This is a genomic window from Hyphococcus luteus, from assembly GCF_002943565.1.
GTDB lineage: Bacteria > Pseudomonadota > Alphaproteobacteria > Caulobacterales > Parvularculaceae > Hyphococcus > Hyphococcus luteus.
In genome coordinates, this window is the sequence record NZ_PJCH01000003.1 from 306,807 (window position 1) to 321,877 (window position 15,071).

At 61.6% G+C, this 15,071-nt stretch carries 16 protein-coding genes; 9 read left to right on the top strand and 7 right to left on the bottom strand.

All coding sequences use genetic code 11. The features are described from left to right. Positions 1-91 precede the first annotated feature (91 nt). The 4 genes from CW354_RS04035 to CW354_RS04045 all read right to left on the bottom strand — a co-directional run bounded on the left by CW354_RS04035 (position 92) and on the right by CW354_RS04045 (position 2,945). Complete coding sequence (locus CW354_RS04035; protein WP_104828762.1) at positions 92-466, bottom strand: VOC family protein; 375 nt, start codon at positions 464-466, stop codon at positions 92-94. Positions 467-671: 205 nt separating this feature from the next. Beyond that, a complete protein-coding gene (gene recA / locus CW354_RS04040; protein WP_104828763.1) occupies positions 672-1,757 on the bottom strand; it encodes a recombinase RecA in 1,086 nt (361 codons plus the stop codon). A gap of 344 nt (positions 1,758-2,101) precedes the next feature. Then, entirely contained in the window at positions 2,102-2,497 is a 396-nt protein-coding gene (locus CW354_RS22945) for a hypothetical protein (RefSeq protein ID WP_133162165.1), read from the bottom strand. Beyond that, positions 2,448-2,945, bottom strand: a complete 498-nt coding sequence (locus CW354_RS04045; protein ID WP_104828764.1) for a Panacea domain-containing protein — start codon at positions 2,943-2,945, stop codon at positions 2,448-2,450. The genes CW354_RS22945 and CW354_RS04045 overlap by 50 nt, the downstream gene beginning before the upstream one ends. 415 nt (positions 2,946-3,360) lie before the next feature. On the opposite strand from CW354_RS04045, the gene CW354_RS04050 reads away from it, so the two are divergent. Further along, positions 3,361-5,472 carry an AsmA family protein gene (locus tag CW354_RS04050; protein WP_104828765.1) on the top strand — a complete coding sequence of 704 codons (2,112 nt, stop codon included), beginning with the start codon at positions 3,361-3,363 and terminating at the stop codon, positions 5,470-5,472. Between the two features lie 187 nt (positions 5,473-5,659). Next, positions 5,660-5,953 carry a hypothetical protein gene (locus tag CW354_RS04055; protein WP_104828766.1) on the top strand — a complete coding sequence of 98 codons (294 nt, stop codon included), beginning with the start codon at positions 5,660-5,662 and terminating at the stop codon, positions 5,951-5,953. Positions 5,954-6,049: 96 nt separating this feature from the next. On the opposite strand, the gene CW354_RS04060 is transcribed toward CW354_RS04055, so the two are convergent. Then, the gene (locus CW354_RS04060) at positions 6,050-6,424 is read right to left on the bottom strand and encodes a hypothetical protein (protein WP_104828767.1); all 375 of its coding nucleotides are present in this window, start codon (positions 6,422-6,424) and stop codon (positions 6,050-6,052) included. Positions 6,425-6,653: 229 nt separating this feature from the next. On the opposite strand from CW354_RS04060, the gene CW354_RS04065 reads away from it, so the two are divergent. The 3 genes from CW354_RS04065 (at position 6,654) to CW354_RS04075 (ending at position 8,957) form a co-directional block, all read left to right on the top strand. After that, positions 6,654-7,280, top strand: a complete 627-nt coding sequence (locus CW354_RS04065) for a YfbR-like 5'-deoxynucleotidase (protein ID WP_104828768.1) — start codon at positions 6,654-6,656, stop codon at positions 7,278-7,280. A gap of 152 nt (positions 7,281-7,432) precedes the next feature. Next, positions 7,433-7,924, top strand: coding sequence for a tyrosine phosphatase family protein (locus CW354_RS04070; protein ID WP_104828769.1), 492 nt, complete (start codon positions 7,433-7,435; stop codon positions 7,922-7,924). A 19-nt stretch (positions 7,925-7,943) separates the two neighbouring features. Beyond that, complete coding sequence (locus CW354_RS04075; RefSeq protein ID WP_104828770.1) at positions 7,944-8,957, top strand: NUDIX hydrolase; 1,014 nt, start codon at positions 7,944-7,946, stop codon at positions 8,955-8,957. 9 nt (positions 8,958-8,966) lie between these two features. Here CW354_RS04075 and CW354_RS04080 read toward each other — a convergent pair whose 3' ends face one another. Both CW354_RS04080 and CW354_RS04085 read right to left on the bottom strand, forming a co-directional pair. Continuing rightward, the gene (locus CW354_RS04080) at positions 8,967-9,416 is read right to left on the bottom strand and encodes an SRPBCC family protein (RefSeq protein ID WP_104828771.1); all 450 of its coding nucleotides are present in this window, start codon (positions 9,414-9,416) and stop codon (positions 8,967-8,969) included. 14 nt (positions 9,417-9,430) lie between these two features. Beyond that, complete coding sequence (locus CW354_RS04085) at positions 9,431-9,736, bottom strand: ArsR/SmtB family transcription factor (protein WP_104828772.1); 306 nt, start codon at positions 9,734-9,736, stop codon at positions 9,431-9,433. Positions 9,737-10,018: 282 nt separating this feature from the next. Here CW354_RS04085 and nadA point away from each other — a divergent pair, with 282 nt between their 5' ends. The 4 genes from nadA (at position 10,019) to CW354_RS04105 (ending at position 15,015) form a co-directional block, all read left to right on the top strand. Then, positions 10,019-11,131, top strand: a complete 1,113-nt coding sequence (gene nadA / locus CW354_RS04090) for a quinolinate synthase NadA (RefSeq protein ID WP_104828773.1) — start codon at positions 10,019-10,021, stop codon at positions 11,129-11,131. Between the two features lie 188 nt (positions 11,132-11,319). Continuing rightward, the gene (locus CW354_RS04095) at positions 11,320-12,864 is read left to right on the top strand and encodes an L-aspartate oxidase (protein WP_104828774.1); all 1,545 of its coding nucleotides are present in this window, start codon (positions 11,320-11,322) and stop codon (positions 12,862-12,864) included. Further along, positions 12,861-13,706: a carboxylating nicotinate-nucleotide diphosphorylase gene (gene nadC, locus CW354_RS04100; protein WP_104828775.1), complete on the top strand. Its 846-nt coding sequence runs from the start codon at positions 12,861-12,863 to the stop codon at positions 13,704-13,706. The genes CW354_RS04095 and nadC overlap by 4 nt, the downstream gene beginning before the upstream one ends. A 67-nt stretch (positions 13,707-13,773) precedes the next feature. Further along, positions 13,774-15,015, top strand: a complete 1,242-nt coding sequence (locus CW354_RS04105) for a phage tail sheath family protein (RefSeq protein ID WP_207764653.1) — start codon at positions 13,774-13,776, stop codon at positions 15,013-15,015. Positions 15,016-15,071: the final 56 nt, after the last annotated feature.

Below are 15,071 nucleotides of genomic sequence, written 5' to 3' on the forward strand. Positions count from 1 at the left end.
ATGAGCGCGCCCCGTCTAGGCGGCGTCTGGGCGGCGGCGCTGGCGGGCGTTTGAGGAACCGGCCCGCGCCGGGGCCTATAAGTTTCTCCCGTCAGCTCTGGGTCATGCAGAAGGCGTTCAGCTTGTTGCCGTCGGGATCGCGGAAATAGCCCCCATAGAACGTCTCGCCGCGGGGGCCCGCCGCGCCCTCGTCCTTGGCGCCGAGCTCGATCGCCTTTTTATAGACCCGGTCCACGGTCTCCGGCTTGTCGCAGGCGAGCGCCACCATGGTCCCGTTGCCGGGCGTTGCGGCGTTCCTGTCATAAGGCTTGATGACGCCGACGCCGGGCTGGCCGGGCGCGGCGCTCCAGGCGATGAAGGTGTCCGTCTCCATCATCCGTTTGCCGCCGAGTTCGGCGAGCAGCGCATCGTAAAATGTCGCCGATTTCTCCAGGCCGTTGGTCCCCAGCGTCACATAACCAATCATGTCTCTCTCCTTTTCAATGATTGAAAATTGATCCGGCAGGCTGTTTTCTCGCGCATTCATCTTCGCCCCGGCGCGGGCAAGAGAAAAGCGCCATGCGCAGCCATGCGGGGACCGGCGGCGTCACAACCGCGCGATGAGACGCAAAACCCTGTTTCCTGGAAACAAATCCCGCGCCCGAAAACGGACGGGCGCGGGGGAAGCCGGATCAGGAAGCTTCGGCGGCGGCGTCTTCCTCGCCGCCGCCCTCATTGCCGGTGAGCATTTCCTCGGCCACGAGGCCGGCGTTGGCGCGGATGGCGGCTTCGATTTGCGCCGCCATATCGGGATTGTCGCGCAGGAACTGCTTGGCGTTTTCGCGCCCCTGACCGATGCGTTCCGAATTGTAAGAGAACCAGGAGCCGGACTTTTCGACCACTTCGGCCTTGACGCCGAGATCGATCAGCTCGCCCATTTTCGAGACGCCCTCGCCATACATGATGTCGAACTCGACCTGCTTGAAGGGCGGGGCGACCTTGTTTTTCACGACTTTGACGCGGGTCTGGTTGCCCGTCACCTCGTCGCGGTTCTTGATCGCGCCGATGCGGCGGATGTCGAGGCGCACGGAGGAATAGAATTTCAGCGCATTGCCGCCGGTCGTCGTCTCCGGCGAGCCGAACATGACGCCGATCTTCATGCGGATCTGGTTGATGAAGACGACGAGACAATTGGAGCGCGAGATCGAGCCGGTGAGTTTGCGCAAGGCCTGACTCATCAGGCGCGCCTGAAGGCCGGGCAGCGAGTCGCCCATTTCGCCCTCGAGTTCGGCGCGCGGCGTCAGCGCCGCCACCGAGTCGATGATCAGCACGTCAATGGCGCCGGAGCGCACCAGCGTGTCGGCGATTTCAAGCGCCTGTTCGCCGGTGTCGGGCTGGGAAATCAGCAGTTCGTCGAGATTGACCCCGAGTTTTTGCGCATAGACGGGATCGAGCGCGTGTTCGGCGTCGACAAAGGCGGCGGTGCCGCCCTTTTTCTGGGCTTCGGCGGCGACATGCAGCGCCAGCGTCGTCTTGCCCGAGCTTTCCGGCCCGTAGATTTCAACGACGCGGCCCTTGGGGAGCCCGCCAATGCCGAGCGCGATGTCGAGGCCGAGCGAGCCCGTGGAGATCGATTCGATGTCGACCACCTCGCGGTCGCCGAGGCGCATCAGCGAGCCCTTGCCGAACGCCTTGTCGATCTGGGAAATCGCCGATTCCAGCGCTTTCGTCTTGTCCATGCCGTCCGCCTCCACTACGCGCAAGCCGCTTTTAATCATCTCCGCCTCCGTTGCCTGACAAGGGCCTCCCCTGTCAATGAGGCGCGAATGTACGCTCTTTGTTCTCGTTTGGCAACAGAAATAAATTGCTGTTTATATTCATAAAATCATGTTTGTTCTTTTTTTGTGCTTTCAATTTGGGCGGCTGAAAGGGCGGCCTCCCGCCCTCGGCTCACGCAAATCGATTCGGAGGCCGGCCGAATGCTGCTCAGATTTTACACTCGGCGGAATTTTCGAAAGATGACCTAGTCACGCGATCCTTATGCAAGCGTTTTCGAGACCAGTTCGCCGTGCGCCATCGCTTTCAAAAGCCGGTTAAAGCGTTGCTTGATGTCAGCCCCTTTCTAGCGCCTTGGAAAAAGATAACGACCAACTAAGAGCCAAAAACCAAATACGGCAGTGGTTGTCGTTGTGACTACTGTAATAAACTCTGCTTGCTCCAACCCGCCGCCCTTGCCGCGTGCCCACATTTGTACGAATGGAAAAACAATAAGAAACACTACCCAAATTAGCGTCAAGGCAAATGCACGGTCAGCAAAAATTCTACGCTCGCCCATATCCTGAATACGCTCGCTTCCATCAAGAAGCGCATTCAATTCTGATGGGTCATCGGGCGCATTACCAAATAGATATTGAGCCTCCTCTTGACCCGTCGGAGTGCGGTCAAGAGTAAGGATATCTTGCTTGTCCCTAGTCCAAAGACGGAACTTGCGTCCGGTAGTGCTTTTTGATGAGGTCAACTGGAATTTCCAAACCTTTAGGCACTCGGTAATTGTACTTTTTTGCCATCTCGCTCCAGGGGGAGTTTGGGGCGTGAGTTAAATCTGAAAGAGAAGTGCCTGAACACTTCCCGTACTTTTTCCAGACTTTCTCAACTACGGAAACAATTTCTGGATCAGTAACCCGAGTAGGGTTTTCCGGATCGTCATCAAAGGCAAACACAACCGGATGAGATATAATCTCATTACGGTAATCTTTGAGATCTTGGTAAAGCGTCGAAAATACTGGTCCGTAGGTCCAGACTTGCGGATTCTCACTCAAAAATGGTTCATCGTGTGTCTGGAGCCAATGACCATGTGTTAGATAGGCAAGCTTTTGCGCCTTCATGTGAGAAATATCGCCATTGGCACCGTACTTGTCCAAAAAGGTATTCACCAGCCAAAGCGGATAGACCCGGTTATTTGCCATGGATAAACAACCTCCTCTCCCGCAACTAGTTGGAACTAAAACATATCGCCGAGTCAATCATATGAATAAATTTCCATTGACTCTCAACACGTTACATAAGTTGTGCCGAATCGCTTTGCAATAGATGCTTATTCCGCTTTTTCATTCAGCGACTTAACAATCTCCTCAAATTGACGTTATCCCCAACAACCCCTCCCCGAATGCGGGGACTCAGCAGGCGATTCCCGGTTACAATCCCCCGCTATGCTGGCCCCGATACGCCAACCCCGCTACACGGGCGCCATATTCCGGCGCTATATACGGGCCCAGGGAACAATTGGCGGGGGAAAGGCCTTTCCCAAAGGGCCGAAGCGCTGCTGATTACGACTGACCGCCAGCGCGAGCCCTTAACGCCGCTATTTAAAAGAGCCGACCCATGAACCGCATCGTCTTCATCCTCATCGCCCTCGCCGCCCTCCTCCTCGCGGTGCTCCTTTTCCTGCCGGGGCTGATCCCGGTCGCCGCCTTCAAGGGGCGGATCGAAACCCAGGCCTCGGCCGCGCTCGGGCGCGAGGTGACGATCGGCGACAATCTCTCCTTCCGGATCTTTCCGCGCACGGCGTTTCACGTGGAAGACCTCGTCATCGCCAACGCAGAAGGCTTCGAGGGCGAGTATCTCGCCCGCGTCGAGGAAGCCGATATCGGCGTCAAGCTTTTGCCGCTTCTGTCGAAATCGGTGGAGATCGACCGCTTCGTCCTGACGCGCCCCGACATCAAGCTCATCCGCGCGCAGGACGGCGCCGTCAACTGGAACCTCGCCAGCGCCGAGCAAGCGCCGCAGGAGGAAAGCCAAAGCAGCGAGAGCGACAGCGGCCAGCTGCGCGATCTGAAACTCGGCGACGTGCGCATCGAGGGCGGCGCGGCGCGTTACACGGACGCCGCTGCGGGAACAAGCTATGCGCTCGAGGACATGGATCTGTCCGTCGTGTTGAAAAGCCTTTCCGAACCTTTGGAGGCGAAGGGAAGCCTTACGTTCCAGGGCGAGCCGGCGAAAATCGACATGGTGCTGACGAGCCTCGCCGCCGTCATGGAGAAAAAGCCCGGCAACTTGAAACTCAATCTCGATATCGGCGAGGCCTCGGCGGGCGCCGATCTTGAAATCGCGACCAAGGACGGGCTGCGCTATTCCGGCCCCGCGACGCTCGACGCGCCGGACCTGCCGGCTTTCGCCGCACTCGTGGGGACCGAGCTCGCCGACGCGCCGGGTTTCGACAATCTGTCGGTGAAAGGCGACATCGACGGGACCGACACGCAGATGCGTCTCGACAACACGTCGATTGTTTTCGACAAGATCGAAGCGCAAGGCGCGCTGGCGCTCGACTGGTCCGGAGCGCGCCCGAAAGCGAGCGGCGTTCTGTCTACGGACAAGCTGGACCTCCGGCCCTATATGCCGCCCCCGGCGCAAAGCGACGAAGGCTTTCCCGAATGGTCCGAAGCGCCCATGGATTTCGCAAGCCTCAACAATATCGACGCCGAGTTCGATATTTCGACCAATGAAATCCTGATCAACGATCTCGAATTCGGCGAAAGCCGCATCAAGCTGACCATCGATCAGGGCCGCATGACGGCGCAGATCCCCGAGCTTTCCATGTATGGCGGGCAAGGCTCCGGCCGGCTTGTGGTGAATGCGCGGGGGGCGACGCCCTCTTTCGCCGGCAATTTCGATGTCGGCTCGGTGCAGGCGCAGCCCTTCACGACGGATCTGATGAAGACCGACAATCTTTTGGGGCTCGGCTCGTTCAAGCTGAACTTCACCGCCTCCGGCGCGAGTCAGGCCGCGATCATGCGCACCATCGACGGCTCGGGCGGCTTCGACCTCGCCGACGGCGCGATCAAAGGCGTCAATATCGCCGCCATGGTGCGCGCGGCGGGCGAATTGTCCGAAGGCTTCAATCTCGCCGCCCTGCAAAGCGCGGTCTCGAAAGCGCGCGGCCCCGCCGAGCAGACCGACTTTTCCGAATTCCTGTCGGACTTTTCGATCACCGACGGGCTCGTCAACGCGCCGACGATTTCCCTCAACGGGCCCTATCTCACCATGACCGGCAAAGGCACGGTCAATCTCGCCGAGCAGACCGTCAATATCAGCCTGTCGCCGCGCGCGACCACGACCATTGACGGCGAAGGCGGGCGCGCGTTTCAGGCGCCGGTGAAAATCGGCGGCACCTTCTCCCAGCCGACCATCGGCGTCGACGCCGAGGCGCTGGCGAAAAAAGGCTTCCAGCGCACGCTCGAAAACGTCCTGTCGAAAGACAAGAAAGGCGAAGAGGAAGAAGACGGCGAAGAAAGTGAACAGGATCCGGCGCGGCAGATCCTCGAAGGGATCATTGGCGGACAGAAGAAAAAAACCGATGAGCCGCAGGCGGGCGAGGAAGAAGCGAGCGCCGAGCCCTCGACCGAAGACGCCCTGATCAATGAGGGGCTGAACGCCATCTTCGGCAAGAAGAAAAAGCCGGCTGAAGAAACGGAAGACGATACGCCCGAGAACTGACGGCGCTGTCACCGGCTTGTGATGAACCAAAGCGAGACTTGCCAGGCTCAAATACTCCGAAATCCAGCCAAAGACGGGGAATAGCCTGAGCTGAAGCAAATACCAGCAACCGCCCTAGAAATCCGGAGCGCGAGCAGATATGTTGCGCGTTCGTGACGGGGATCTGTTAACCACGAAGGTAGAGATTATGAAATATTCAGTTCTGGCTGGCGCGTTAGGCGCGCTGCTTTTGGGGGCTTGCGCCACGACAGCCGACCAAGCCAATTATGCGGAAAACACCGCTGCGCCGACCCAGACGGCGGAAGCGACGGACGTGGATATGAGCGAGGTTGTCTGCCGTAAGGAGAAGACGACCGGCACGCGTTTCGCCCGCAAGATCTGCAAAACGCGCCAGCAATGGGAAGACGACGCCAAGAATGTCGGCGATCCGCTCTCCAACTCCCAGCGCCGTTCGCTTCAGTTCAGCCCGGAAAACGGTTGATCGCCAAAACAGATCACCGATGACCGAATCAAAAACCGCCCATCACGATGGGCGGTTTTTTTTCGTTTCCAGTTTTTTTTGCGTTCCCGCCCGTGTTTACCGGTGAGCCGCCGGGTCAGGACAGTCAGACTTCGGCCGCCGCATGAGCAGGAAAATCAAAACCAGCGCGATGATCGGGGACGCCACGATGAACAGCGTCACCGCCACTGCACCGCCCGCCGCAACGAGACCGATCAGCGCGCCGACAAGGCCGACAAGCAAACCGAAAACCGCGGCGATCAGTCCGACAATGATACCCGCAAGCCCGCCGAAACCGGCGGCGAGCGATTTAGCAAGCGTCAATTGCGGCTCGCTGTAGAAATAGGCGCCGACGGACAAGGCCGCGCCGAGAAACAAGATCAAAATCACGGGCGCTAAAATCCACGCCGCGCCGCCGGACCGCGCCGGTTCGCCATAATCGGAAGTCGTCATATCCGCACCCCTTTTCCGGACGGCGCGCCGTCCGCCTTTTCTTCGGTGTTTTGCGATACGCCTTTACTTGCATGATAATGGGCGCTGCCGGCTCTCGCCTCAAGCCGCCCCGGCGCAAGAAAGCCGCGGTTCGTCGCGTCGGCGGGCGTTTTCACGCCGCCTTGCCGGCGCTGCGCGCCTTTGCTAGGCGATGCGCCCCATCGACCTCGCCTTCCGCGAAAGGACTCTCATGGCGCGCAAAGCCGCCTCCGCAAATGACGCCCCGCCCCGGGCCTGGCAGCGCATGCTTTCCGGACGCCGGCTCGATCTTCTCGACCCCTCGCCGGTCGATGTGGAGATCGAAGACATCGCGCACGGCCTTGCGCGCGTCGCCCGCTGGAACGGCCAGACCAAGGGGCCCATCCCGTTCAATGTCGCGCAGCATTCGCTCATCGTCGAAAATTTCTGCAACGAGTTGAAACCCGGCTGGCCGGTGAAGTGGCGGCTCGCCGCGCTGCTTCACGACGCGCCGGAATTCGTCATCGGCGACATGATCTCGCCCTTCAAGGCGCAGCTCGGCGGCCCTTACAAGGATATCGAAAGCCGGCTGATGCAGGCGATCCATCTGCGCTTCGAACTGCCGGCGCATCTGCCCGAGACGATCGAGAAACTGATCAAGCGCGCCGACCGCGCCTCGGCCTATTTCGAAGCCGTGCAGATCGCCGGGTTCGAGCGCAACGAGGCCGAGAAATTTTTCGGCTCCCCGCGCGGCGTGACGCCGCTGACGCTGAAGGCCATGACCACCCTCGAAGCGCAGGAGGCGTATCTCAAGCGCTTTGCAGAACTTTACCAAAAACACGCAGGGCGGGCGGCGTAAGACGGCGCTGCGTAAGAGCGCGGCGGCGTCACAAATCCGGCATTTCAAGCGGCTGTGAGAGGCCGGCGCATTCCATAACCGATCCGAAAAGCCTATCTTGCATGGCGAAATCGCCCCAAACAGGCCGGAAAGGTTAAGACACCCGCGTTCGCATGCCCAAACTCGTCATCAGTTCCCTCGAGGCCGCCCCCGCTGCGTGCGAAGATTGCGACCCGGGATTTGTCGTGTCGATCCTCGATAGCGGCGACGCAGCGCCCGACCGCTTTCAAAAGCTTTCCGAGGAGCGCCATCTAAGGCTCGACCCCGCGACAAGCGAAACAGACATGGCGCCGGCCATCATCGCCTTTTTGAAATCTTGGGCGGCGACGGAGGAAAACCTCCTCATCCATTGCCATCGCGGCGTCGCCCGCTCCACCGCCATCGCCTATATCGCCATGTGCGTGCGCGAGCCGGAGATGTGCGAGGAAAAGATCGCCGCGCGGCTGCGCGCCGCCGCCCCCCACGCCGACCCGAACGTGCTTCTGGTTTCCGAGGCCGACCGGCTGCTCGGCCGCGAGGACCGCATGATCGGCGCCATTCTCGATCTCTGCCCGTGCTGTTCGACCGTCTGCGCGCCCATCGTGACCTTGCCTGTGGCCCCGTAAATCCGCCATAGACGGGGGTGTGAGGAAAACGCCCGCTCCGTCGCTCGCGACCAATGTCGCCATTGCGCTAAACGCCGTTATCGCCGTCGTCGACGGCGACCGGCCGAAAGTCCTTTGCGTGCGCGCCCCGACGGACGGGCCGGGACAGGGCCATGGACGCGACCTGGCGCTGCCCTATGGCCCTTTCGACCCGGAACGCCACCGCACCTTCGAAATCGGCGTGCGCGAATGGGTGGAGCGCCAGACCCATGTTTCCCTCGGCTATGTGGAGCAGCTCTACACGTTCGGCGACAAGGGCCGCGAAGCCCCGGCCGCGGCGCTGGCCGGCGGCGCCGGAGAGCGCGTCGTTTCCGTCGGCTATCTCGCCCTCGCCCCCGCGCCCGCCGATCTTCACGCCGAAGACGCGCTGTGGGCGGACTGGTATTCGTTTTTCCCCTGGGAGGACTGGCGCGGCGGCGAGCCGGCGATCCTCCGGGAGCTGATCATGCCGGGCCTTGAAGCCTGGGCCGGGCGCGCAACCGGCAAGGAGCAGAAAAAAACACGGCAGGCCCGCGTCAACATTGCTTTCGGGCTCGACGGTTTCGGCTGGGAGGAAGAGCGCACCCTCGACCGCTATGAGCTGATGTATGAGGCCGAACTTGTGATCGAGGCCTTGCGCGACCGGGGCGATGAAAAAACAGGGTCGCCGGAAACCGGCCTCGCCATGATCTCCGACCACCGGCGCATTCTGGCGACGGCCATCGGGCGCCTGCGCGGCAAGCTGAAATACCGCCCGGTGATTTTCGAAATGGTGGCGCCGACCTTCACGCTCCTGCAGCTCCAGCGCACGGTGGAGACGATTGTGGGCTTTAAATTCCACAAACAGAATTTCCGGCGCAGCGTCGAGAAATCGGGCTTCGTCGAGGCCACGGGCAAAATGACGGGCGAAACCGGCGGCCGGCCGGCCGCCCTCTTCCGCGTCGACCGGGAAGGCCTCAAGGACCGGGCGGCCGCGGGCCTCGCCATTCCGCGCCTGCGCCGCCCGTCCGAATAAACATGATGGTCAGCTAAGCGCAGCGGCGTATTTCCCGAGCACGCCGTCCCAGCCGCCGTCATAGTCTTTGCGCCATTTCGCGCCGTCTTCACGGTTTTCCCAGCCGCGATGAATAAGGGTCAGCGACGACTTGCCTGCGCCTTCATCGGCGAAACGGACTTCGACTTCCGTGGCGCCCGCCGGATTCTCCAGCACCCAGGAAAAGACCAGGCGGGACGGCGCATCGCACGCTTTAACGACGCCCCAATCGCGCTCTTTGCCGTCCTTGTCGATTTCGTAAATCCGCCCGCCCGGACGCGCTTCGAAGACGACGGACTGTGCATTCTCTGCTGAGAGCGAATGCGTGGCGAGCGGCCACCAGGCGTGTATATTGTCGGTGAAATGGCGGAACGCCTTTTCGACAGACGCGTTCAGCGTAATGGTTTTAACGACAGGTTCGATTGTGTCTGTTACGGCCATGTTCCCTCTCTCCCTTATGCGTCTTTCGCTTCCAGCGAGCGCTTGTAAGCATCGAGCGCATCGCCCCAGAACCGGTCGAAATAATCGCGCAATTCGGAAATTCCGTCCGTATCGAGACGATAGATGCGCTTGACCCCGTCGCGGCGCTCGGCCACCAGCCCCGCGTCTTTGAGCACTTTCAAATGCTGCGAGACCGCCGGTCGCGACACCGGCAGGCCGCCTGCGATTTCGTTCACCGACAGGGCGCCCGCCCGGAGCTTTTCGAAAACCGCCCGCCTCGTGGGGACCGCCAGCGCCTCGAATTTCATTTCGTAAGTCATGACTTACCCATATAATCCCTTATATGCGTAAGTCAAGGCTTACATAAAGGCGCTTCTGACTCGGATTTTTCCACAGATTGCGAAGCGGCTGCCGCCATTGCGCGCCGCATGAGGCGTGATTGCGTGACGGTTGATTGACCGGACGCGGATTTTCACTAGGTTCACGGCCTTACAGCCCTTGCGGGCTGATTTTTCCGCCCTATATATGCTCTAGTTGAGCATAATCCTCGGCGGCAATGCCTGGCGTCAAATCAGGCGAAGAGAAAAACGGGAGGCGATGACATGCCGGATTCTTCTGGACCTGTGATTGGCGAACGGGTGGATGCGCCCCTTGCCTATACGGACGCGGTGAAAGCCAAAACGGATCACCTCTATCCGAAGGTCGCGAAGCTCATTCCCGAAGTCGAGTGGCGTGTCCACGCGCCTTACATCGCCGCGATCAACGATCTCAAGAAAGAGAAAAACGCGGTCATCCTGGCGCATAATTACATGACGCCGGAGATCTTTTACGGCGTCGGCGATTTCGCGGGCGATAGCCTGCAGCTCGCCAAGGAGGCCGCGAAGTCCGACGCGGACGTGATTGTTCAGGCGGGCGTCCACTTCATGGCCGAGACGTCGAAAATCCTGGCCCCGGAAAAGACCGTGCTGATCCCCGATCTGCGCGCGGGCTGCTCCCTCGCCTCCTCGATCACCGGCGAGGACGTGCGCCTCATGAAACAGAAATATCCGGGCGTGCCGGTGGTCACCTATGTGAACACCACCGCGGACGTCAAAGCCGAGACTGACATCTGCTGCACCTCGTCGAACGCCGTCGAGGTCGTGGAACATGCCGCACAAGAATTCGGCACGGACACGGTGATCCTCATCCCCGACCAGTTCCTGGCGAAAAACGTCGCCGCCATGACGGACATCAAGATCGTCACCTGGGCCGGCGCCTGCGAGGTGCATGAGCGCTTCACCGCCGAAGACATCCGCGAAATCCGTGAAGGCAATCCGGGCGTCGTCGTGCTCGCCCACCCCGAATGCCCGCCGGAGGTGCTCGAGGAAGCCGATTTCGCCGGCTCGACCAGCGGCATGTCGAACTATGTAAAAGAGAACCAGCCGAAAAACGTGGTGCTGATCACCGAATGCTCCATGTCGGACAATGTCGCGCTCGAAAACCCGAAAGTGAATTTCGTGCGGCCCTGCAATCTCTGCCCGCATATGAAGCGCATCGACCTGCCGGGCATCCTGCGTTCGCTTCAGACCATGGAGCACAAGGTCGAAATCGATCCGGAGATCATCGAAAAGGCGCGCAAGCCCATCGAGCGGATGATCGCCCTGCCGCTGAAACGCCAGTCCATGTACGGCCATCTTCACCCGGCCGAAGTCGCGGCGATCGAGGCGCGGGTTTGAGAATATAAACGATGTCAAACCAAGCGCGATGCAAATCCCCTCTCCCCATCGGGGAGAGGGTTAGGGTGAGGGGGTAGAGATGCTGATAATCAAAAGCAGCTTCCCTTCCCCCTCACCCGAAATCGCCAGCGATTTCGACCTCTCCCCGATGGGGAGAGGTAAACGGCGCATGTCGCAGACATAATTTCATGCAATCCGACATCCTCATCATCGGCGCGGGCGTCGCGGGGCTTTACACGGCCCTGAAGCTGGCGCCGCGTCCCGTGACCGTGGTCACCGCGCGTCCGCTCGGCAAGGGCGGCGCGACGCCCTGGGCGCAGGGCGGCCTCGCCGCCGCCGTCGGCCCTGACGACACGCCGAACCTTCACTTCGCCGACACCATGCAGGCGGGCGCCGGGCTCGTCGATCCGGAAGCCGCGCATATTCTCGCAACTGGCGGGCCCGCCGCCGTCGAAGACCTGATCCGCATCGGCGTCCGCTTCGATACAGACGAAAACGGCAATCTGAAACTCGGGCGCGAGGCCGCCCATTGCCGCGACCGCATCGTTCACGCCACCGGCGACCAGGCGGGCGCGGCGATCATGGAGGCGCTGATCGACGCGGCGCGCCGCGCCGGGCACATCACCATCCTTGAACGGATCGTCGTCGAAGACTTGCTGCTGGATGATAACGGCGTTGTCGGCGGCGCGCTGATTTACGACCCGGAAGCCGGCGAACGCGAAGCCTTTGACTATGGCGAGACCGTGCTGGCGACCGGCGGGCTCGGCGGGCTTTACGCCGTCACCACCAACCCGACCCCGGCGCAAGGACACGGCCTCGCTTTCGCCGCGCGGGCCGGCGCCGTCATCCGCGATCCGGAATTCGTGCAGTTCCACCCGACGGCGCTCGACATCGGCCTCGACCCCGCCCCGCTTGCGACCGAGGCTCTGCGCGGCGACGGCGCACGGCTCGTCAACAAAGACGGCGCGCCTTTCATGGAGCGCTATCACACGGGCGCCGACCTTGCGCCGCGCGATATCGTGGCCCGCGCCGTCGAGGCGGAAATCAAGGCCGGACGCGGTGCCTTTCTCGATGCGCGCGAAGCCATCGGCGCGAAATTTCCCGATACCTTCCCCACCGTTTTCGCCTCCTGCCAGGCGGCGGATATCGATCCGCGCACGGACTTGATGCCCGTCGCCCCGGCGGCGCATTATCATATGGGCGGCGTCTATACTGACCTTGACGGCAAGACCAGCGTCGACGGGCTCTGGGCCGTAGGCGAAGTCGCCTCCAGCGGCGTTCACGGCGCCAACCGCCTCGCCTCCAACTCCCTCCTTGAAGCCATCGTTTTCGGCGGGCGCATCGCCGATCAGTTGCGCGACGCGGAGATCGACAGCGCCGAAGGCGCGGGCGCGCCCGGAGACCGCATGGAGCTGGCCTCGAAACCGGCGCCCGCGAAAGAGATGGCGAAACTAAGAACCGCCATGAGCGACCATGCGGCGCTTATTCGCAATGGCGAGGGCCTCGCCGATCTTCTCGAGTTCATTCACGAAATGCAGGAAAGCCCCGACATGACCAGCGGCCTTAAAAGCGCGCTCGTCACCGCGGAGCTGATCGCGCAGGGCGCGCTCGCGCGCGAAGAATCCAGAGGCGGCCATTTCCGCAGCGACTATCCCGAAGCGGATGGCGAGCCCTATCACACGGAAATCGCGGCGACGCTTCTTTATGACGATGAAGAAGAGGACGACGCATGATCGACCGTCTCTCCCCGCTGATCGTTGAAGACGCCGTCGCCCGCGCCCTGAAAGAGGATTTCGGCGACGCCGGCGACATCACCACCAATGCGACCATCCCCGCGGATGCAAAGGCCAAAGCCGTCATCGCGGCGAGAAAGCCCGGCGTCGTCGCCGGCGTTGATGCTGCTCGCGCCGCCTTTCGCCTGACCGACCCCGCCATTGAGGTCTCCATTGAAAAAGACGACGGCGCGCGCGTCGAAAAAGGCGACGCCGTTCTTTCCATCGAAGGCCCGGCGCGCGGAATATTGTCCGCCGAACGCGTGGCGCTGAATTTCATGGGTCATCTGTCGGGCGTCGCCACGGCCACGGCCGCGCTTGTGGACGCCGTCAAGGGAACCGGCGCCAAGATCGTCTGCACCCGCAAGACGACGCCGGGCTTGCGCGCTTTTGAAAAACACGCCGTCCGCTGCGGCGGCGGGCATAATCACCGCTTCGGCCTCTACGACGCAGTGATGATCAAGGACAATCACATCGCCGCCGCCGGCGACATCGCCAAGGCCCTCGCCGCCGCGCGCAAAGGCGTCGGCCATATGGTCAAGATCGAGATCGAAGTGGACGGGCTCGGCCAACTCGAAGAAGCGCTGGCGTCAGGCGCCGATGTCGTGTTGCTCGACAATATGACGCCCGCGGACCTGAAACGCGCCGTTGAGATCAATAAAGGCCGCGCGGTTTTCGAGGCGTCCGGCAATGTCACGCTGGAAACCGTGCGCGCCATCGCGGAAACCGGCGTCGACGTCATCTCCTCGGGCTGGATCACCCATTCGGCGCCGACGCTCGATCTCGGTCTCGATTTTCTCTGACCCGCATTCGGCCCGCCGCCGGATTCATGCTAGGCTCGTATCTTATCGAGTCATCGGGGGGAGATGGATGAACCGTATCAACAAGCTGAACCGCCGGCTGTTTCTCGGCGGGCTTGCGTCCGGCGCCGCGACGCCGCTTTTTGCGCAGTCAAATCCCAAACAGCCGAGCCCCTCACGAAAAACCGTCTCTCCGCGCGTGCTGTCGCCGGGCGTTTATGTGCAAGAAATCCCGTCGGGCGTGCGCCCCATCCAGGAGCCGGAAACCTCCGCAACGCTTTTCATCGATGTCTTTGGCGGCGGCGCGCTCGAAACCGTCACCAGCCTTTCACAATTCCAAACCCACTTCGGAACCCTGCCTGGCGCCAGCGAAGCGGCGCTTGAAACGGTCGCGCTTTATTTCCGCAATGGCGGCCGGAAGGCGCTGATCGCCAGCATCGGCGACGCCAGCCCAGCCTCCATACTGGGCGCGCCGGATGCGGGCGGCGTGCGCAGCTTCCTTGGAGGCGCCGCACTCAATATCGATTTCATCTGCGCGCCACCGGCGTCGGCCCTTGCCGCAGGCGAAGCTTCAATCGTGTACAGCGAAGCGCTTTTGCTCGCCGAAGAGCAAAAAGCGATGCTGCTTCTTGATGCGCCAGCCGGTCCGGGTTTCGACGCGAACGGCTTCATCGCGGACTGGCTCGGCGCGCTCGGCATCAATCATCCGAATGCAGCCATCTATGCGCCGCGCCTGCAAGTGGCCGGCGTCGTCCCGACCCTTCCCGCCAGCGCCGCCGCCGCCGGGATCGCTACGCGCATCGATGCGGCGCGCGGCGTCTGGAAAGCGCCGGCCGGCATGGAAGCGACGGTCCGCGGCGCGACGCCGACGGCCGCGCTCTCCAGCGCCGACAACGAAATCCTGAACCAGGCCAACGCGAACGCGATCAGGAGTTTCGCCAATGTGGGGCCCGTGCTCTGGGGCGCGCGCACCCTCTCGACGGATCCTGAATGGAAATACATCCCCGTGCGCCGAACCGCCCTTTTCATCGAGAAAAGCCTCGATGACGGCCTTCAATGGACGGTGTTCGAACCCAATGAAGAACCGCTCTGGAAACAGATCGAAATGGCGGTTGGAAATTACCTGCAGGTTCTCTTCCGCAAGGGCGCTTTCACGGGCGCGACGCCCAAGGAAGCCTATTTCGTGCGCTGCGACCGGACCACGACGCAGGCCGACATCGACCGCGGCGTCTGCAATGTCGAAATCGGCTTTGCGCCCCTGAAGCCGGCGGAATTCGTCATCATCCGCCGTGAACTGAGGACAGCCTCCTGAAAAGCAGCCTGTCCCTTCATATCGATATCGGCGGCGGTTTCGGTTATCGTTTTCAA